The organism is Aeribacillus sp. FSL K6-8394, assembly GCF_038008865.1.
Taxonomy (GTDB): Bacteria; Bacillota; Bacilli; order Bacillales; family Aeribacillaceae; genus Aeribacillus; species Aeribacillus composti.
Map to the genome: position 1 here is coordinate 911,019 of NZ_JBBPAA010000001.1, position 19,028 is coordinate 930,046.

At 38.6% G+C, this 19,028-nt stretch carries 18 protein-coding genes; 11 read left to right on the plus strand and 7 right to left on the minus strand.

Annotated elements, in window-relative coordinates; all coding sequences use genetic code 11:
- Nucleotides 1-244: 244 nt before the first annotated feature.
- Nucleotides 245-667: an arsenate reductase (thioredoxin) gene (gene arsC / locus NSR00_RS04155; RefSeq protein WP_340787196.1), complete on the plus strand. Its 423-nt coding sequence runs from the start codon at nucleotides 245-247 to the stop codon at nucleotides 665-667.
- A gap of 467 nt (nucleotides 668-1,134) precedes the next feature.
- Here arsC and pdxR read toward each other — a convergent pair whose 3' ends face one another.
- Nucleotides 1,135-2,586 carry a MocR-like pyridoxine biosynthesis transcription factor PdxR gene (pdxR, locus tag NSR00_RS04160; protein ID WP_340787198.1) on the minus strand — a complete coding sequence of 484 codons (1,452 nt, stop codon included), beginning with the start codon at nucleotides 2,584-2,586 and terminating at the stop codon, nucleotides 1,135-1,137.
- A gap of 139 nt (nucleotides 2,587-2,725) precedes the next feature.
- Between pdxR and NSR00_RS04165 the strand changes: the two genes are divergently transcribed.
- The 7 genes from NSR00_RS04165 (at nucleotide 2,726) to NSR00_RS04195 (ending at nucleotide 10,552) form a co-directional block, all read left to right on the plus strand.
- On the plus strand, nucleotides 2,726-3,352 hold the full coding sequence (locus NSR00_RS04165; RefSeq protein ID WP_340787201.1) for a LysE/ArgO family amino acid transporter: 627 nt from the start codon (nucleotides 2,726-2,728) through the stop codon (nucleotides 3,350-3,352).
- 167 nt (nucleotides 3,353-3,519) lie between these two features.
- A complete protein-coding gene (locus NSR00_RS04170) occupies nucleotides 3,520-4,662 on the plus strand; it encodes an aminotransferase class V-fold PLP-dependent enzyme (RefSeq protein WP_340787203.1) in 1,143 nt (380 codons plus the stop codon).
- A 263-nt stretch (nucleotides 4,663-4,925) separates the two neighbouring features.
- Nucleotides 4,926-5,372, plus strand: coding sequence for a MarR family winged helix-turn-helix transcriptional regulator (locus NSR00_RS04175; RefSeq protein WP_339211551.1), 447 nt, complete (start codon nucleotides 4,926-4,928; stop codon nucleotides 5,370-5,372).
- A 591-nt stretch (nucleotides 5,373-5,963) separates the two neighbouring features.
- Nucleotides 5,964-6,758, plus strand: coding sequence for an arsenite methyltransferase (locus NSR00_RS04180; protein ID WP_340787205.1), 795 nt, complete (start codon nucleotides 5,964-5,966; stop codon nucleotides 6,756-6,758).
- Between the two features lie 230 nt (nucleotides 6,759-6,988).
- Nucleotides 6,989-7,480 carry a GNAT family N-acetyltransferase gene (locus NSR00_RS04185; RefSeq protein ID WP_339211554.1) on the plus strand — a complete coding sequence of 164 codons (492 nt, stop codon included), beginning with the start codon at nucleotides 6,989-6,991 and terminating at the stop codon, nucleotides 7,478-7,480.
- A gap of 646 nt (nucleotides 7,481-8,126) precedes the next feature.
- The gene (locus NSR00_RS04190) at nucleotides 8,127-9,314 is read left to right on the plus strand and encodes a CaiB/BaiF CoA transferase family protein (protein ID WP_340789139.1); all 1,188 of its coding nucleotides are present in this window, start codon (nucleotides 8,127-8,129) and stop codon (nucleotides 9,312-9,314) included.
- A 20-nt stretch (nucleotides 9,315-9,334) separates the two neighbouring features.
- Complete coding sequence (locus NSR00_RS04195; RefSeq protein WP_340787209.1) at nucleotides 9,335-10,552, plus strand: acyl-CoA dehydrogenase family protein; 1,218 nt, start codon at nucleotides 9,335-9,337, stop codon at nucleotides 10,550-10,552.
- A gap of 53 nt (nucleotides 10,553-10,605) precedes the next feature.
- Here the strand turns inward: NSR00_RS04195 and NSR00_RS04200 are convergent, their stop codons facing one another.
- Complete coding sequence (locus NSR00_RS04200; RefSeq protein WP_340787212.1) at nucleotides 10,606-10,914, minus strand: DUF3870 domain-containing protein; 309 nt, start codon at nucleotides 10,912-10,914, stop codon at nucleotides 10,606-10,608.
- Nucleotides 10,915-11,489: 575 nt separating this feature from the next.
- Here NSR00_RS04200 and NSR00_RS04205 point away from each other — a divergent pair.
- Together NSR00_RS04205 and NSR00_RS04210 are read left to right on the plus strand one after the other, a co-directional pair.
- The gene (locus NSR00_RS04205) at nucleotides 11,490-12,650 is read left to right on the plus strand and encodes a DUF4062 domain-containing protein (RefSeq protein ID WP_340787214.1); all 1,161 of its coding nucleotides are present in this window, start codon (nucleotides 11,490-11,492) and stop codon (nucleotides 12,648-12,650) included.
- A complete protein-coding gene (locus NSR00_RS04210) occupies nucleotides 12,637-12,795 on the plus strand; it encodes a hypothetical protein (RefSeq protein ID WP_165381934.1) in 159 nt (52 codons plus the stop codon). Before NSR00_RS04205 ends, NSR00_RS04210 begins: the two co-directional genes overlap by 14 nt.
- Before the next feature lie 961 nt (nucleotides 12,796-13,756).
- On the opposite strand, the gene NSR00_RS04215 is transcribed toward NSR00_RS04210, so the two are convergent.
- The 3 genes from NSR00_RS04215 to moaC form a co-directional block, all read right to left on the minus strand.
- Complete coding sequence (locus NSR00_RS04215; RefSeq protein WP_340787217.1) at nucleotides 13,757-14,557, minus strand: ABC transporter permease; 801 nt, start codon at nucleotides 14,555-14,557, stop codon at nucleotides 13,757-13,759.
- Nucleotides 14,554-15,183, minus strand: coding sequence for an ABC transporter ATP-binding protein (locus NSR00_RS04220; protein ID WP_327863185.1), 630 nt, complete (start codon nucleotides 15,181-15,183; stop codon nucleotides 14,554-14,556). The genes NSR00_RS04215 and NSR00_RS04220 overlap by 4 nt, the downstream gene beginning before the upstream one ends.
- 998 nt (nucleotides 15,184-16,181) lie before the next feature.
- Entirely contained in the window at nucleotides 16,182-16,667 is a 486-nt protein-coding gene (moaC, locus tag NSR00_RS04225; RefSeq protein WP_063387660.1) for a cyclic pyranopterin monophosphate synthase MoaC, read from the minus strand.
- 304 nt (nucleotides 16,668-16,971) lie between these two features.
- On the opposite strand from moaC, the gene NSR00_RS04230 reads away from it, so the two are divergent.
- Nucleotides 16,972-18,216 (plus strand): IS110 family transposase, encoded by a 1,245-nt coding sequence (locus NSR00_RS04230; RefSeq protein WP_094244418.1) that lies wholly within the window; start codon nucleotides 16,972-16,974, stop codon nucleotides 18,214-18,216.
- Between the two features lie 98 nt (nucleotides 18,217-18,314).
- Here the strand turns inward: NSR00_RS04230 and moaD are convergent, their stop codons facing one another.
- Together moaD and NSR00_RS04240 are read right to left on the minus strand one after the other, a co-directional pair.
- Nucleotides 18,315-18,548 carry a molybdopterin converting factor subunit 1 gene (gene moaD / locus NSR00_RS04235; protein ID WP_063387661.1) on the minus strand — a complete coding sequence of 78 codons (234 nt, stop codon included), beginning with the start codon at nucleotides 18,546-18,548 and terminating at the stop codon, nucleotides 18,315-18,317.
- Complete coding sequence (locus NSR00_RS04240) at nucleotides 18,545-19,000, minus strand: molybdenum cofactor biosynthesis protein MoaE (RefSeq protein ID WP_130156967.1); 456 nt, start codon at nucleotides 18,998-19,000, stop codon at nucleotides 18,545-18,547. The genes moaD and NSR00_RS04240 overlap by 4 nt, the downstream gene beginning before the upstream one ends.
- Between the last annotated feature and the right edge of the window lie 28 nt (nucleotides 19,001-19,028).

Sequence of the window (19,028 nt, forward strand, 5' to 3'; positions counted from 1 at the left end):
AAACGAGTAGTTGTTTATACAAAGATAAGTCTGCGTGCTCGAAGTCACACTTATTTGTGCTTGGAAAGGCAATCTACACATATAAACATGCGGTCACCCTGCAACCAGAGTGGCCCACTCACCTCCGCGTGATTTGTAGTTGACTGTTATCCCTATGACTTTAGAATAATAAAAATAACGCCGGTGGCACAATTGTTTCATTACGTTTTGTGCCTTGAGCGAAGCGAAAGGAATGGATATAAACATGAAAAACAAAAAGATCATTTACTTCTTATGCACTGGCAACTCTTGCCGTAGCCAAATGGCAGAAGGATGGGCAAAAAAATATCTTGGCGACGAGTGGGAAGTGTACAGCGCCGGTATCGAAGCTCACGGATTAAATCCAAACGCGGTAAAAGTCATGAAAGAAGCAGGAATTGACATTTCTAATCAAACATCCGATGTGATTGATCCGGAAATTTTAAATAATGCTGATTTGGTCGTAACATTATGTGGTCACGCCGCAGACCATTGCCCGGTAACACCTCCGCACGTGAAACGCGTACATTGGGGATTCGATGATCCGGCAAAGGCAGAGGGGACAGAAGAAGAAAAATGGGCTGTGTTCATGCGTGTTCGCGATGCGATTGGTGAAAGAATTAAACGTTTTGCTGAGACTGGTGAATAATTTCCTTCAGTCCCTCTATATCAATAACAAAAAGAGCCTGGAGAACTTTCTTGGGCTCTTCGTGTTTTTTGGAGAAGAATTAATTAATTAACGAAAAAGTCATATAGCATTGGCTGTTGCAAGACAATATCAACATTAAGATTAATAGATTTGCTGCAATGGTGCAGATTTTAGGGAGAAAAATAGATATTTAATTTAGGTAAAAGTTTTAAGGGATTTATAGTACGATTTGAGGCTTCAATTATTACATTTTTGAAACACCGCCCGATTTCTAACATTATTTTATTTTGGTTATGTGTAGTTTAAGTGGGGCTTGAAAGAATAAAATCGAGAAAGCTTCCGATGCAAGCGTCGATTCACAATCACCTGAATGTGGGACCTATTCAAGTTTCGATATTTGCTGTTTTATACGAGATGTTGATGTATGCGATGGATTCAACTACCGCTATGGAACGCACGTTAAAGAGTTAGGTGATTAGTTGTCGGATGACTTTCGAAAGACGGAACATTCCTTTCTCCAGGTCAGCTAAAGAAGCGTAGGAATAAGAAAGGCGAAGGTACTGGGCTGCATGCTTATCATAGACATTTCCTGGATTTAATAGAATTCCATGCTCTAATGATTTTTCAAAAAGTTCCCGTATGGAGATTGAAGGCAATATGCGTAGCCATATATAAAAACCACCTCTAGGAACAGTCCAGGTCGCAATATCGGAAAAATACCTCTGTAATAAATCAATCATGATCTCTCTTCGAACCTTCAATTCTTTTCTGACCTCTTCCAAATGTTGATGATAGAGCCCGCTTGCTAGCCATTCCGCAACTGCCCATTGAGACAAGGAACTGGATCCGTAATCGGTTTGCATTTTAATATCCGCCAATCGCTCAATAACAGGCTTCGGTCCGACTATCCAGCCGATTCTCAGACCGGGACTCAATGTTTTCGACATGCTCCCAAGATATAAAACAAGTCCATTTTTATCGATGGCTTTCAATGGTGGGGGAGGCGGTAAATCGAGCCAGAGTTCTCGGTATACGTCATCCTCAATAATCGGCAGCCGCTCCTTTTCGCATACATCGATCAGTTTTCTCCGTCTTTCTTCGGACATCAAAATTCCTGTTGGATTATGAAAGGACGGAATTGTATAAAGCAATGAAGCATTTTGCCGCTTTTTTTGTTCCGAAATCTTATTTGCTTGAATTCCATGCTCATCTAAAGGAAGTCCAAATAATCGCATATCGGCAGATTGAAATACATGCAGGGAATACAGGTACGATGGTTTTTCCAGAAAGATCGTAGCACCTCGCCGCAATAGACCTATTGATATCAATTGCAATGCCTGCAGAGCTCCTGACACAATCAAAATGGAAGAAGGGGAAGCTTCAATCCCGATGGTTTTCAAATATCTACTGAGCTGTTCCCTGAGAAAAAGCAGCCCTTTCGGTTCCTCGTAGCCAAGTGAATCAATGTGCCCCGTCAGCTTTTCAAATACTTGTTTCATCATCTCACGTGGAAATAAATCTGGAGAAAGCTCTCCTGTTCCTAGCCGGATGATATTTGAATCAAACTCTGCTTTATTGATTTCCTGTATCGTAGGCAAATTAGGATAATAACTCCCCGCTTGCACATAGGAATTCCAGTCTGGGGGAGGGGTAGAGGTCATCAAAGACCATGAATTGTTAATAATCTTGGTACCGCTCCCTCTTTTTCCTTTCAGCAATCCATCAGCAATCAATTCTTCCATAGCCGCCACGATCGTACTGCGGTTCACTCCGAATGCTTTGGCCAATGTGCGTTGAGGAGGGATTTTTGTCCCTAAAGTCCATTCTCCTGTTTCAATCTTTTCTTTAATATATTCTTTGATCTGGATATAAAGGGGAACTGGAGTCGATTTGTCTGGCTTCCAATCTAATTCATTCATGAAAAAAATACTCTCCCTTTACAATCATATGAGTCGATTATACAACTTGGTTGGTATTGAATCCATCCAATTGGTTGGAGACAATAATCGATTTCCGAGTAAAATTGTATTCATATGCAATACAATAGGAGGGATTGGAATGGCGGAAGCCTTTATTCACGGACTTATTCTTGCATTTGGACTTATTCTTCCTCTTGGCGTCCAAAACGTTTTTATTTTTCATCAAGGAGCTCTTCAGAAACACTTCATTCATGCGCTCCCAGCCGTTTTAACTGCATCACTATGTGATACACTTTTAATCATCCTTGCTGTTTTCGGAGTATCTATTATGGTCTTGGGTTCTTTTTTGATCAAAAAGATTATGCTGTGCTTAGGGATTTTATTTTTGTTATATATGGGGTGGAGCACTTGGAAAAGTACCTCTTCTACTGATAAAGAGAATAACGAAAAAACAGCCAAGGAAACTTTTACACCATTCAAACAAGTTGTGTTTTCAGCATCGGTCTCGCTGCTCAATCCACATGCGATCATGGATACGATTGGCGTGATCGGAACGAGTTCACTTCAATACAATGGAGGGGAAAAAGCAGCTTTTGCACTTGCCTGTATTCTAGTTTCCTGGATCTGGTTTGCGGGGCTGGCTTTGGCAGGACGGAAAATAGGGGATCTAGATCAATCTGGACACTTGATGAGTGCTTTCAACAAAATTTCCGCGCTCGTCATGTGGGGAGCAGCGATTTATATTGGATTCACACTGGCAAAATAAAAACAGGAGTTTGCAGTAGAGGTTTCATTACTCCAATAAACTCTTGTAAGTCTATAAAACAGGATAATAAACTAAAAGAAAAAATCCAGTTGCTGATTACTATAATAATCGGGAGACCAATAACTAGGAGAAAATTTTTTTTGCGGAGTTAAAAGGAGGAGATAGGATTGAAACACCCGTATGCTCATTATCGTCCTTTATTTCCTGTTTTAGCATCGAAAATCCATCTGGCGAGCTGTTCGCAAGGAGCCATTTCAAAAACTGTTTCCGAATCGATTGAAGCGTATATGAATAGTTTGCTAACGGCGGGGGTTAATTGGAATCAAGCAATAAAAGTAGTTGAACAGGCAAAATACCGTTTTGCAAAATTAATCGGTGCTGAACCTAATGAAATTGCTGTATTATGCTCGGTCTCTGACATTTTTTCTACTATCGCCTCTTCACTTTCTTTTGAAAAAGGGAAAAATATCATTGTGACGACAGATATGGACTTTCCAACCGCCGGTCATGTATGGCTCGCTCAGGAGAAATTTGGAGCAAAGGTCAGATTTATTCCTTCTCAACAAGGAGTCATTCCTTTAGAATATTATGAACGTTATGTAACGTCTGACACACTTGTCACATCCATTTCCCATGTCTGTTATTACAACGGTTTTAAACAAGATCTCAAAGCGATTGCAGACATTGTTCATCGTAAAGGTTCACTTCTTTTTGTTGATGCATATCAATCTGCTGGACAGGTGCCTATTGATGTAAAGAAAATGGATATCGACATATTGGCAGCAGGAACAAGGAAATACTTGTTAGGTATTCCGGGAATATCCTTCCTATACATAAAAGCTGAATTGGCAGAAAAATGGAAGCCGCGCGTCACAGGATGGTTTGGTCAGGAGGATCATTCGAAATTCAATGTTCATCAAATTATACCAGCAGCTGGAACACGTCGTTTTGAGACTGGAACGCCTTCTTTTATAAGCGCTTATGCAGCAGCTGCCGCTATTCGTTTACTTCTTGAAATAGGAGTGGAGAATATATCTTCTTATTTAAACCTATTAGCTCAATTCGCATTAGATTATGGACAAGAAAAAGGATTACACACTGTTACTCCTTTATCGGCTCACAAAAGAGGCGGCATAACTGCTTTTTATGTAAAAAATGCTGGGCAAATAGAATCGATCTTGAAAGAGAGAAATATCATTGTTTCTGCTAGAAACGACGTCATCCGAATCGCTCCTCATTTTTACAATACGCAGGATGATATTCGGCAAGCAATTGACGAGCTAACAACTGTTTTAACAGCGAATAAATAAGCGGCACAGGTCTAGGTACTGAAAGACTGGAAACTTTTTCATGGTTCCAATAACAATATATGAGTGGTTTAAAGCGGACAAAAGATTTGTGTGAATAGTCTATTTTTAACTCTGTAGTGCAAAATTCAGCTAGTTTCATAACTAATGTCTTAACAGTTTTTTTCGGCTCCATTCAACGATCTGATGGAGCCTCAGTTTATTATTAAAAATGATTATTTGCAAATTGCAAATAATATAGTATAAATAAATATAGAGGTGAAAAAATGGAAAACGTTAGAGAGCTTTTTCAAGTGATGACACGTCGTTTTGGATTGCTGAATAAAAATTGCTGTTCTATTGATGGTGTTGATATTTCTCTCGTTCAAAGCCATATTCTATATGAAATTGATAAAAGAGAATACCCTTCTATGCAACAAGTGGCCGAAGTATTGGGAATGGATATTACGACGTTCAGCAGACAGATTCAAAATTTGGTCAAAATGGGTTTAGTAAAAAAAACGCCGCTCCCTGAAGATCGAAGAGTATACACGTTATCTCTAACCAACGAGGGAAAATTTATAGCAACAACTATCGATCGAGAAATCAGACAATATTTAGAAGAGGTATTTTCACACATGACGGAATTCGAGAAAGAAACAGTAATTCGTTCGATTAAATTGTTGAATGAGTGCATGGCAAAATCGAGCGTATGTTGCAAACCATTATTTTAAGGCAAGCTATCTTGGCTTGCCAATTCGTTAAACTTATATTTGCATTTTGCAAATAAAATAAAAGAGATAAGATTATTCGAAAATTTCTTTCTGTTTCGTTGGAATGAACTCTTTTATTTTTAGTATTTTGATTGTTATTCACTTTTTAGATAGATATATTCAGGCTTGAAAAATACGGGTTGAAAGTCAAGCTATGCAAAGTAATGACGAAAGGAGAGATAAAGATTAAAAAGGAAACATGAGAGAAGATTTACAGGACACCTTTTACTATTTGCTTTTGGGTTCAGGCGTTGGAGCCGCTATTCATGGCGCTGTACCGACAGAATGAATTTCAATCTAAATGGGGGTGTATTGCTGCAATCATCGAAAATCCTTGGATGTCCGTCTTTTTGTGATTCCTATCTCGCCAATGTTGATTACAATGAGCATGACATTGCATTGATGATTAACTGAGAAGCTGCAAGCTTACCGGGATATCAATATTGCACAGTATCATTAAAAAGAAACTAGTCTTTGCGTTTGTAGGTTCTGTCATGACGATGGCAGGGTCATTAGGATTTTTATTCTATCTTATTTAAGGAGTGATCACTTATGAATCACATGAATAACGATCAAATCCGGCAAAATGTCCGAAACCGCTATAAGAAAATTGCGCTGCAGGAGGTGAATTCTGGGGGGTGTTGTTCAGTCAGTTCCGGAGGTCGTGGTACACCTAAGGAGGTATCGGCAAAACTAGGTTATTCGGATGAGGAATTATCTTCCGTACCAGAAGGAGCCAATCTTGGACTTGGCTGCGGCAACCCGCTGGCAATTACGGAATTGAAACCTGGAGAAGTAGTGTTGGATCTTGGTAGCGGTGCTGGATTTGATTGCTTTCTGGCAGCACAACAGGTTGGAGAAACCGGCCGCGTCATTGGTGTAGATATGACGCCAGAAATGATCAGCAAAGCTCGGAATAATGCTGTCAAGAATGGTTATACCAACACTGAATTTCGATTAGGAGAGATTGAACATTTACCGGTTGCAGATCGTACGGTTGATGTTATTATTTCCAATTGTGTCATTAATCTTTCTCCAGATAAGCCCCAAGTGTTCAAGGAAGCCTATCGTGTGCTGAAACCAGGTGGTCGCCTTGTCATTTCCGACGTTGTAGCGACAGCAGAGCTTCCATCGGAAATCAAAAACAATATGGATGTCTTGTATTCGAGCTGCGTATCAGGAGCAGCATCAATTAGAGAACTGGAATCATTGTTGCAACAGAGTGGATTCATACAGATCACCATTGAACCGAAAGATGAATCGAAGGAGTTTATCAAAGACTGGGTGCCTGGAGCGAACATCGAAGATTACATTGCTTCTGCGGTCATAAAAGCAATGAAACCTTAAAAAACGTGGTGTAACAGATTAGAAACTGTTAGGTAAGACAAAATGAGCAACTTGTTTTCCATGATGATTCCGATCTCATGAAAAAAGTGAAGATATTGCATACAAAACCGTTATGGATGTTGCCCATCTACATTTAATCGTAAGTGTTGTTATTGTGACATAGAAAAGGCAGTAGGGCGATTCCTAGTGCCTTTTGCCTTTTCTATATAAAAAATAAGGAGAGATTAAATATGAACATTCGCAGCTTTTACAAAGAGGATTGGCTGCAAGTGAAGGAAATTTACGAGCAAGGAATTGCGACAGGACAAGCAACGTTTGAAACGACAGTGCCACAATTCGAAAAATGGGAATCGACAATTGCTGAAAACTTGTGTCTGGTTGCTGAAGATGAAAAAGGTATTCAAGGCTGGTGTAAGATCAGTAAAGTATCAGATCGCTGCGTATATGCAGGAGTGGGAGAGGTGAGTGTATATGTTCGAGATGTGAGCCGAGGAAATGGTGTTGGAAAACAACTTCTGCAAGCCATGATCAAAGAATCGGAAGCAAAAGGATTTTGGACATTAAATGCAGGGATTTTCCCTGAAAACATACCAAGCTTACGTTTGCATCAAAGTGTTGGATTTCGTGAAGTTGGTATACGACAACGTTTAGGAAAGTTAAATGGCGTATGGCGTGATGTTGTATTCCTTGAACGCCGCAGCAAAATTGTGGGTATAGATTAATCGTTGCTTTAAAAAAATGATAAACATTTCAATGGAACAGGAAGTGATGGAATTTGTTAGGTAAAAAGGAAAACAGCAATTTATCAAAATTTTCTTTATATATTGGAATGGATAAAGAAATTAAATATAATAAAAATGATAATCATTATCATTAATGGATTGTGGAAGGGGATTATGTTGACTTCACATTTATTGATTAGGGATATTCACGATTATTTTGATCATTTCAGTCAACTTGTGCATGGACATGTTCAAAACAATGATTGGGAACAACATTTTTTCCTGCCTTCACATATTGGGAACGGAACGGTTGACATCATTGCATCTAGGGGTTAAGCAAAAAATAACAGGTAATGAACGATAAGCAAAACAGGCGCGAAATGTTTATATATTTTTGGTAAAATCCTCTTGAAATATTCAGAAGATTCTTTTAAAATAAGTGTGAACTTCATCCTATCAACCTTTTACAGGTGAAGGTAATGAAGATATCTCTTCTTATCTTAATTTAACAGTTGACTGATAAGATTCCATTTCCAGCCTTAGCCGGCTGGTTCAAATGGTTCGTAAAGCCAGTCCATATCACTAAAGTGTGTTTGGGCTGGCTTTTTTGTTTTTAAGAAACCTTTTTCAATAGGAGGCGATGAACATCGGAGGCGCACTAGAGGGTGTAAAGGTATTAGATTTGACTAGGGTGCTTGCCGGCCCATATTGTACGATGATTTTGGCAGACCTCGGAGCAGATGTCATTAAGGTAGAAGCCCCGGGCGGCAGCGACGAAACGAGGTTCTGGGGACCGCCGTTTCAAAACGGTGTCAGTGCTTACTATTTATGTGCAAATCGCAATAAGCGAAGCATTACCGTGAATCTGAAATCGGAAGAGGGAAGGGAAATCATTCGAATTCTGGCAAAAGAAGCGGACGTGCTCATTCATAATTTTAAAACTGGATCGATGGAAAAATGGCATCTCGACTACGATTCCTTACAAAAAATAAATTCACGGCTCGTCTATTGTTCCATCACGGGATTCGGGGAAACGGGCCCGTACCGGTATCTGCCGGGTTATGACTTTATTATTCAAGGGATGAGCGGCCTGATGAGTATAACCGGAAGCGAAGAGAGCGGTCCAATGAAAATCGGTGTTGCCATGGTGGATATTTTAACAGGATTATATTCGGTCATTTCCATTGAAGCGGCTTTGTTGGAAAGGGGAAGATCGGGCAAGGGGCAAAAAATTGATCTATCACTGATGGATACAGCGGTCAGCTCGCTTGCCAATGTCGCCAGCAATTATCTAATTTCCGGGAAGGTACCGCGTAGACTCGGGAATGACCATCCGAATATAGTCCCTTATTCGAAATTCAAAGCGTTAGATGGGGACATAATTATCGCAGTCGGGAATAACCGGCAGTTTGCCACACTATGTGAAGTAATGGGGCTGGGCGAAATGGCAATGGATGCTCGCTTCTGTACGAATGTGGCAAGAATGGAAAATAAGCTGGAGCTGACGAGGATTTTAGAAGACCAGCTCCAGCTCAAAACGGTCAATGAGTGGATAAAACTGTTTTCAGAAAAAAATATTCCATGCGGTCCCATCCATACTATAGATCAAGTATTTAACCATCCACAAGTTTTGGCCCGTGATATGGTTGTCCAAGTCGAACACCCGGAAGCAGGAATGGTAAAACTCGTTGGTTCGCCTATTAAACTATCAAGAACGAATACAAAGATAGAACGTCATCCGCCGATGGCCGGGGAGCATACATGGGAAATCCTGCAGGAAGCTGGATTTTCATTTGAGGAGATTACCTATTTTAAAGAGAATAACATTATTTAATCGCGGGAGGAGTTTTTCAGATGAATTTTGAATTCACAGAAGAACAACGGATGTTGAGAAAGATGGTCAGAAATTTTGTTGATAAGGAAATTATCCCGAATATGCGAGAGTGGGATGAACGGGGATATTTCGATCCGATCATTTGGAAGCGCTTAAAAGAATTAGGCTTGCTAGGTGTCTGCATCCCTGAAAAATACGGCGGCAGCGGAATGGATTATAATTCACTGGCCATCGTTTGTGAAGAACTGGAAAGAGGCGACACAGCTTTCCGCACGGCGGTATCCGTTCATACCGGATTAAACAGTATGACGTTGTTACAGTGGGGGACCGAAGAACAAAAGCAAAAATATCTCGTTCCACAAGCAAAAGGTGAAAAAATCGGCGCCTTTGGCTTAACAGAACCGGGAGCTGGATCTGACGTGGCATCACTTGGAACAACGGCTGTTAAAGACGGTGACCACTACATTTTAAACGGGTCCAAAACATGGATTTCTTTATGCGATGTCGCCGATCATTTTATCGTGTTTGCTTATACAGATAAATCGAAAAAACATCATGGAATTTCCGCCTTTATCGTCGAGCGCACCATGCCTGGGTTTTCATCCAAGTCCATTAAAGGAAAGCTCGGAATCCGATCCGGAAATACAGGAGAATTGTTCTTTGATCAGGTCCATGTACCAAAAGAAAATTTACTTGGCCAAGAAGGAGAAGGATTCAAAATTGCGATGTCTGCCCTGGATAATGGACGTTTTACTGTTGCTGCAGGGGCAGTAGGCCTGATTATGGCATGTTTGGAAGAAAGTGTTAAATATTGTCACGAGCGTAAAACATTTGGCAAAGAAATTGGTAAACACCAGCTTGTCCAGCAAATGATTGCCAACATGGAAGCGGGATTGCAAATGAGCCGTTTATTGGTGTACCGTGCTGGAGAGCTCAAAAACAAAGGATTGCGCAATACGAGAGAAACATCTCTAGCCAAATGGCAGGCCTGTAATTTTGCCAATAAGGCCGCAGATGATGCGGTTCAAATTCACGGAGCCTACGGTTATTCCAATGAATATCCTGTTGAGCGCTTCCTAAGAAACTCCAAAGCTCCTGTTATTTACGAAGGAACAAGAGAAATCCACACCATTATGCAGGCAGAATATGTGCTTGGGTATCGGGAAGATAAGCCATTAAATAACATGCTGCCAGCCTGGCCCTTTGAATGTGATAAAGAGACAGTAACGGATAGTTAGGTACCAATCGACAGCAGGATCGGATTCCATTTTGCATCCGATCCCCTTATTGCTTATTGATTGATAGCTTCATACTGTTTATACAGATCTTTTAATGCGGCAATTAGGGCATTATTGGCCTTTCCTAAATAACCATTCTTTAACTCTTCCAACGGCTTTTCAATGCCGTTGCGCAAACTATGACCTTTCAAGAGCCTGGAAATATATTCTCTGCCGTGTTCAGTAGCAAGCGTACAGGAAGCATCCACAATCACACCATATATTTTATCAACCTCTGCTGTAATCGTTAAAGTTTCATAAACACTTCTGGCCGCCATCCCTGTCGGAAGTTTGGCGTGACCGGCAATAAAATAAGTATTCATCCATAATCTCTCCTAATCGTTTTATTTTTAGAATAATATGAAAATAATCAAATGATAAGACTATTGATAGATGAAAATTCCAATACATCCCTAACGAAAAAATTATGAAAATGAAAATATGTGAAAGGCAGAATTAATAGCAAACTTATTTTATGTGGTACGCCATACTTGGTCATATACCTTCGTATATGATTTGAATGTATTTTCTCCCCGTTGGAACAAGTGCGTTCGATATCTATCGGATTAAAACAGGTAGTCGTTTGTTTAAAGTACCAAGGTACCCTAAAATTTACATCTTTAATGCTCGAATGAAGCGATATTTAGAGGTAAGCGTTCAGATTACGGAGCTCTTTCTCTCATTTGAAGTGATTTTTAATCGCTCTTATGAAGAAAAACTTATCATTGGAAGCGGAGGAATTTAGCAGCTTTTGTCGTAAGCTAAATACAGAAAGGAATCTTTGTTAAGAATCTCAACCATCCTGCCCTGCGAATAAGAAAAAGGGTTAAGACAACAATGTTCGATTAATCAAATAGATTCACGGGAGGTTGTTTAAAAAGTAAGGTGGTTTTGTAATATGGATAGAACTACTATTTTTATAAGTTCTGTTGCACAAGATGCTCTTTCCTCTATACGAAACGCTGTATTTGAAGAATTAAAAAATATGGGGCATGAACCTATTCGCTTTGAAGATAGTATGCGATATATTCATCAAGATGCCATCCGAACTTGTTTGGAGTACGTATCAAGAAGTGATATCTTTCTGCTATTTATCGCGGATAAAGCAGGAACATTCTTAGAGGATGAAGGGAAAACTGTTACTCACCTTGAATTTTTACGTGCATATCACGAAAATAAACGTCTTATCGTGTATGTTCACGATATAGTTCTTGATACCTATTTCCGGACGATCAGACCTCAAATAAAACAATCGTTAGTACAGTATGTAAGCGAACACGGTAAAGAACCGGATTCAATGTTGAAATTTATAAGCGAAAATATTAAAGAGGAGCCTCATATTGCCGAAAATTATGTATGGTACTTTCTTTATGATGCAGAACAAAAAGGGATATATTTCGAAAAATGCTCATTAGGTGTCGAAATTCTTTCAAACATAAAAAGCTATCTTTCAGCTCTTTTCAAAGAAAGTCTTCAATACTTAAATATTCGTTCTGAAATCGAACGGAGCTTAGAACATGTAGAATTATACGGGGATTTTTATGAACTATCACTTGAATTCATAAGTTTATTGCAGAATGGGCAAATTACAAATTGGAGAAGGCTATTAGCGCTTTTACGATCTAAGATGGTCGGCTGCAATATTTACTCTACAAATACAAAGTACCAACAAGAAGCTATAGGAGCATTAATGGACTGTAAAGCCGTAACTCTTTACGAAAAAAGAGATGAACAGATGATTTGCAAAGAATATGATGGATTAACAACTCCTGAGAACTTTTCATTAGATGATGCTTCTTCTTACGTTGTGCAAACATATAATGATCATAATCATAATGAAAAGCTATACTATTCACTGGAAAAAAGAATATGCTATTTCTTGTTTAAGGTAAAGACTTATGTATTTTGCTTTCATCTGCCCCTGCTAGGAGAGTGGGATTATTATAAACTGAAGGCTTACCAAGAGAATATATTTAATGCTATACTTGAATCAAAAGGATATTCTTATTGTTACTTTATCAAAATGCTGTTAGGAGGTCTCTCAAATGAACAATTATAAAGAAAATGTAATATTAATCGCCTCCGCACCACATGGATATGGAAAAAAAGTTGTAACGAATCGTCTTAGTCAAATGAAACGTGATCACGCAAACTTACAAAATAAACTTTCCCAAATAAAAAGTTCATTTCGTCATTCAAAATAAACGCTCATGATGTAAAAAATGCTCTACTGATAGAAGGAGTAAAATCCATTTCTTCGAATGTTTCAAATTTGCACGTTCTACAATTTCAATATGTTCAAGATAGCAGGAGAAGCCCATCTATCACCAAAGTATTCAAGAAGAAGGTCAGAAGAACTTTATGAAAAGAATGTCCAAACGGATGCAGAAAGGAATTTTCGTTAAGAACCTCAACCGAGCGGTCGTAAAGCCATTAAGGAATTTTACGACTGGATTTATCTCATGACAAAGGATTGTACTTAAAACGCAAATTTGAAGTGTTCCCGGATCAAAATTTGGATACAGAAACATTGCAAAACGCAAAATTAAAGACAAAACATGCTGTTGCAGAAAGTAAAAAGCTTTTATCGATGAATATCGAAAAAAATTATTGCATTCATCGAGCATGTGGAACTGCTTGAATTACATTAGGAACGTATTATACATGGTTGTTAAAACATGACAAATCATTTAACGAAGAATTTTATAAAATTAACGAAAGGGCAGTTAAGTAGTCAATAGCTGCTTTATATTTTTCAAATTTTAGTTTACATAATATATATTATAGGAAGTTATAAATGAATCTTGTTTCACTAAAGAGATTACTTGTTGTGATGAGACGAAATAAAAAAATGAAACAAAATGAATTTCTTTTTAAATTGTAAATTTACATTGCGATTTGATTAATTGATCTCTAAAAATTGATCTTAAAAAATCGTTATGATTTGCTGCGTGTTTAAATTCATTCCATGATTAATTTAGGATTATGATTTATTTATTTTTATTAACGCTTCATTTTTGTTTGTTCTATATCCCGAAGTCCGTTCATTCATCTCCTTTTAAGTTTACATAATATATTTATGTTTTAAAAAAACTCCACTCATACCCTCATCCTCATGATTTGAGCGACAAAATCAATGAATTATTGCCGCTCTTTGCCGTTCTTTTACTTCTCTTTTCCATTTTGTGGTATAAATTGGAAGCGATCATTAAAAAAAGTTTTGTAGCCTAATTGCAGTGATAAAAAAGATGAAATCCCTACACTTCCGGCAATGCCGATCAAAATCACAATTTGATATTCGATTGCAACTAAAGGGCTTGTACCTGCAAGGATTTGACCTGTCATCATTCCCGGCAAAAACACTATCCCCATACCGACCATGTTATTGATAGTCGGCAAAATAGCTGAATCAAATGCAGAGTTTACGATTGGTTTTGTTGCTGCATCGGGTTTAGCACCTAACATGAGCGCCCCTTCAATCAGATTCTTTTGGGTAGCAAAATTTTCGATCATTTCTTTCATGCCTAGCGTTATACCGATCATTGAATTTCCAATAAACATTCCGGCAATCGGGATAAAGTATTGAGGTTCATACCAAGGCTTAAAATGAATGACGATTAGATTAAAATACAACAGGCTGACGAGAGAGCCGATGACCATTGACAACACAATGACCAGCTTCAATTTTTTCGATAAAGGCTTATGAAGCTGTTTAAATATATTATAAACGGCAAACGATTCCATGAAACAAAGCACCAATAAGACAATCCAAGGTGAAGGATTTTTAAAAATATACATCAATATGTATCCGACTAGCACAAGTTGAATCGTCATCCTGGCAGTTGAAAGGACAATTAATTTTTCACGTTTAATTTCTCGTTTTTTTACAAGCAATATTAAAATAAGAACAAATAAATATGCTGCCGAGAGCCTCCAAAATTCGATGTTGATGACTTCTTGCTTCATTGATTATCACCTGTTGGTTTATTTATCGTAATAACTTTATCTGCATATGTTTTTGGTATTGTATCTGAGTGTGTTACCATAATAACCGTTTTTTCTTTTTTCCTAGCATCACGAATGAATGCATCCATGATTTTCTCTTCAGTTCCTTTATCTAGCGCAGAGGTTGGCTCGTCTAATAAAAAAACTTCTGGATCCATTAGAAAAATTCTGGCTAGTGCAAGTCTTTGTTTTTCTCCGCCGGACAATTGTTCCACGTCATCCTCTAATTTTTTTTGCAAGCACACAAATTTTAGTGCTTCTTTCAACTTTTCATCGTCAAGAGGCTCTTTTTCAGATAAAATTCTGCCGAAATTCAAATTCTCTCGAATATTTCCTTCAAACATTACTGGCTGCTGTGAAAGCATCACAACTTCCCGTCTTAAAGCGATTGGATTCCATTCAAACAATGACCGGCCTTTATAAACAATTTCTCCTTGATCTGGCGACAGCATGTGATTGAGCATTTTTAAAAGTGTTGTCTTTCCTCCCCCGCTTTGGCCAATGATGCACGTTACTTGTTTTTCTTCAATTTTCAACTCGTCAATGTAAAGAATATCTTTGTATCGTAAATTTTTGATGTGAAACATGTAAAACAGCCCTTTCTTCATAAAAAGCGAAATCCCCTGTTTTGATTATGAATAAAGTTGCAAATGATTCAAACCATTATACTTATTAAACACTTCTCTCTTTATAAAAAGCTTGGCACTCTTATTTATTTTATTTCGTGCAGCAAACCACTGAAAATTTTTTATTTCATTTAATGTCGGAACAAAGGAATGGAAAAAAAAAGATAAAAAATTTGAATTTTATACCTCTTGTTTTAAATAAAAAAAGCTTTTTGAATGAAATTTTAACGTATTTGGAGCATTTTGTAAAATTTTTTGCGAAGCGGAAAATCAATGTTATTGAAAGGAAAACGCCTTTTGATCATGAGGGCTTAATGAAGATCGACATTTTGCGTCTTGAAGCAGTTTTCTTCCCTGCTTTGGAGAAATGATCAGAGGAGCTTAAAAAAAATTTGTCCTTAACCTTTCGTTTTATCCATCTGCCTCAGCAATCCAACAATTTTGGGGCTCTAGACACTTCATAAGCCCCTGGCCTTTTTTTGCAAAACGGGATGCAAAAGCATTCAACTCGATATGATAAAATTTTTTCTTTAAAACAATAGAATAACTTGTGAAATAGAGCTGATTGAATCGTTCAGAAAGAATGACATAAATCAAAACAGACGGCAACGAGGCGGTTATAGGACGGCACGAGAACACCCCGACAAGCTCGTTGTCCACAACGCTTATGCAGCCCTTCATCGATGATAATGAAGAAGCTCTTATATGCCGAATGAAAAATATGTACAGGGCTCCTTAGAAATTTTTCCAGTTCCAAGAGCCCGGATTGCGAAACATTTGATATGATCATGCTTTTTTCAAAAGTGTCTCTTTCCTTGTAGTTTTCAGCAGCAGAAATCAATTATTTGCATTTTGGCGTCCTTTTATTTAAAGACAGAGTAAGTTGATTGGTTTCATGGTAACTAGTTTCTTTCTGCAGCTAAAAATTCTTTTCTATAATGATCAATTACCTATAAAAGTTATAGTTCACGGCGGAAGTCACCGCTTTTGCCGCCTGTTTTCTCCATTAAATATGTTTGGCCGATGACCATTCCTTTATCGATTGCTTTGCACATATCATACACGGTTAAGGCGCAGACGCTCGCAGCAGTTAATGCTTCCATTTCAACCCCTGTGCTTCCTTTTGTTTTCACAAATGAATGGATCATTAATTCATATTTGTTTTCGTCGCATTTCCATTCAAATTGAATATCCACCGCTTTTAAAGCAATCGGATGGCACATTGGAATGATGTCAGCCGTGCGTTTGGCGGCCATAATTCCAGCTACTTGCGCTACTGACAGAACATCTCCTTTTTTGACCTGTGAGCTTGTGATTTTTTCATACACTTCTTTTGAAACAAGAATACTTGAGATGGCATGTGCAGTACGGACTGTTTCCTGTTTCTCTGAAATATCTACCATTTTTGCCCTTCCTTGCTCATTTAAGTGAGTCAGCTTCTTCATGTTTATATCCATTCCTTTCGCTTCGCTCAAGGCACAAAACGTAATGAAACAATTGTGCCACCGGCGTTATTTTTATTATTCTAAAGTCATAGGGATAACAGTCAACTACAAATCACGCGGAGGTGAGTGGGCCACTCTGGTTGCAGGGTGACCGCATGTTTATATGTGTAGATTGCCTTTCCAAGCACAAATAAGTGTGACTTCGAGCACGCAGACTTATCTTTGTATAAACAACTACTCGTTTATTGCTGGGCAATCAGTCAATGCTGTCTATCCCTATAATTCTCTGAAAGGATCATTCCCTATGGCCTTAAAAATTGTATACCCTATCTGTTGTGGAATCGATGTCCACAAAACCTTTGTTGTTGCCTGTATTGCCTCAACAATCAAAGGAGTTACAACTTACAAACGCCATCGCTTTTCTACCTATACAAAAGGATTGAATGAGCTGTCACAATGGCTTTGTGAAAATAACTGTAAGGATGTCTGTATGGAATCTACCGGGAAATACTGGATTCCTGTGTTTAATGTACTTGAAGCTTCCTGCAACATCACTCTTGCACACCCTAAGTACGTCAAGGCGATCCGTGGCAAGAAAACAGATAAAAAAGACGCCAAATGGATTGCTGATTTATTTAAGCATGACCTTGTGGCTGGAAGCTTTATGCCACCACTTGAGATTAGACAGCTGCGTGACCTTATGCGCTATCGTTTTAAACTGACTAATTTTATGTCAAGTGAGAAGAACCGTCTTCAAAACAGTTTAACCGTGTCTAACATCCAGCTTGGAAATGTTGTTTCAGATACCTTCGGCAAAAGCTCTATGAACATCATTGAAAAGCTCCTTAAGAACCCTTTAGACACTTCTTTTGATATTGAACCTTTAATCCACGGCTCCATGAAGAGTAAACTGCCTGAATTGGAGTTAGCCATTGACGGATTTATTACACCGGAGCAGGCTGAAAAATTAAAGGTGATGAAACAGCACTATGAAGACCTTCAATCTCGTAAAGCTGACCTTGAAAAAATCATTCTTTCCCTTGCCGCGTCCTACACAGAGGAAATGAACTTGATCTTAACTGTTCCGTCCTTTAAGAACATCTTTTCCGCCATTGCCGTGGTTTCAGAAATAGGTGTCAATATGGACGTGTTTCCGACAGCTAAGCATTTATGTTCCTGGGCAGGACTTACACCCACAAATAACGAGAGTGCCGGCAAGAAAAAGTCAGTAAGAATTTCGAGAGCAGGCTGCTACATCAAGCCTCTTTTGGTACAGTGTGCCACCGCTGTAGTCAAAAGTGAAAAACATCCCGAAATTCGAAACCGCTATTTGAAACTCAAAAAGCGCAGGGGTCACAAACGAGCAATTATTGCCATTGCACGTATGCTTTTAACAGCTATCTACAACATTCTCAAAAAGAAAGAACCATATAATCCGAATTTATATAAAAAAGCTGATGTTCTTCCAGTAAACCGTGAAATCACGGTAGAACAAGCTCTTTTATTAGCTAAATCCCAAGGGTTTCGTATAATTACTGTTGCAACCTAACCTTTATATCCAAATATTTCCATCAAGGTCATCGATCGATGGCTTATTTTACTATGCCCTCTATTTCAGTGGTCGCCCGTAAGAGATATTTCAGACTTTTAACCTCCACTCATCGGCGGAATAAGGGCGACAACATCCCCATCCCGAATGATGTCATCTTCTGCAGCAAATTCTTCATTGATGGCAAAAAGGACGGAGGATAGGGCGGGCAGTGAATATTCTTTTTCCAACCGTTCACGGAGTTGTTTAACAGTTATTTCTTGATATGGCAATGTCATCTCCTTTTTATTCAGCTGCTCTTTTAGTTGGGCGAAAAATAAAATTCGGATCATGACTTCATCTCCTTTGGAATGCCTTTTTCATAAGAAATCGTTTCTTGCTGATTGCCGATCCACAATGAGCCATCCTCCCAATGCTCTTTCTTCCATATCGGTACCATTTCTTTAATCCGCTCGATTGCATAACGGTTTGCTTCATAAGCATCAGCGCGGTGAGGAGTAGATACGGCGATGACGACCGCGGCATCCGTAATTTCTAATCGTCCGATACGATGGACAATGGCAACCTTAGCATTCGGGAACTGCTGTTTAATTTCAGCTCCGATTTGTTCCAGTTTTTTTTGAGCCATCGATTCATATGCTTCATATTCTAAATACAATGTTTTTTTTCCTTTTGTCAATTCTCTTACAGTTCCGATAAATGTAACGATAGCTCCGGCATTTCGATCCACAACAGCTTCGATGACACGTGAAACATCTATCGGTTCTTTCACAATTTGAAACATAATTATCCCTCCAAATATAATATAAAAT